1 pseudogene is annotated in these 956 nt (G+C 51.5%); it reads left to right on the top strand.

Annotated features, from left to right (window positions below):
• Positions 1-280: 280 nt before the first annotated feature.
• Positions 281-956: pseudogene (locus tag ACZRN6_RS36515) on the top strand (autotransporter outer membrane beta-barrel domain-containing protein); the annotation flags it as partial.

The raw sequence follows: 956 nt of genomic DNA, 5'->3' as shown, positions 1-956 counted from the left end.
AATTAATTTTTTATCCTCAAAAAAAACGTATATAAAACAGTGGTTTGAAAATTCCCTGAGAGTTCAGTTTGTCTGACGAACGGTAGTGTGCTAACTAAGCACCCGTTTTGGAGACGTATCAGGGTTGCTACAAAGGCGTTCTGCGGATGAGGATTTTGTCCACCCATTTTGACTGGTCGAAATGATTTTGGTCGTTATGCTCTTTTCCGCAGCCAGCATCCGAAGCAAATTTTAGCCCTTACGGACGCCGGACCCCCCACACATTGCAAGGATTCAACAAGTGAGCCAACACACACTGAGCAAGACCTTCCTGGCCCTGGCCATCACCGCTGCAAGCGCCAGCGCACTGGCTGTTCCTGCCGACCTGAACAAGGATGTTAGTGGAGCCAGCGAGGTGGCTTACTCTCGAGTCAGTTACAACAATGTAACCCTATCCGGCAACGCAAACCGCGAAGCGGATCAAGATGGTACCGGCTTTAAAGGTGCAACCATTACCGGCGACCTGACCAATAACGCGAATGTAACCGCTCACGGTCAATTCGTTGATGCGCTGGACTTGGATTCCTCGGACGACGGCGATGCAGTACCTACCACCGTCAGTGGCAACCTCACCAACAACGGGAACTTCGAACTCTCCGGCATGGCCCCAGTAGGTATCGTTACTGACGGCGCTACGATCGGCGGCAATTTTGTCAACAATGGCAACATGTCCCTGGTCGGCGCTGACAACACCATCGACAGCGACACCCCTCGCGCTATCGAACTGGGTAATACCCAGATCGGTGGCGATGTGATCAATACTGGCAAGCTCTCGGTTAGTGGCACGGGTTCTAAAGGCATTTACGCCTTCACATCCACCGGTACAAGTAATCTGGGCACCATCGGTAAAGACGTCATCAACAAAGGCAATATCGCCGTGTCTGGTAATGATTCGGCCGGCATCAGCCTGGAAAAAA

Source organism: Pseudomonas sp. A125 (genome assembly GCF_055409485.1).
This window is presented reverse-complemented; position numbering and strand designations above follow the sequence as displayed.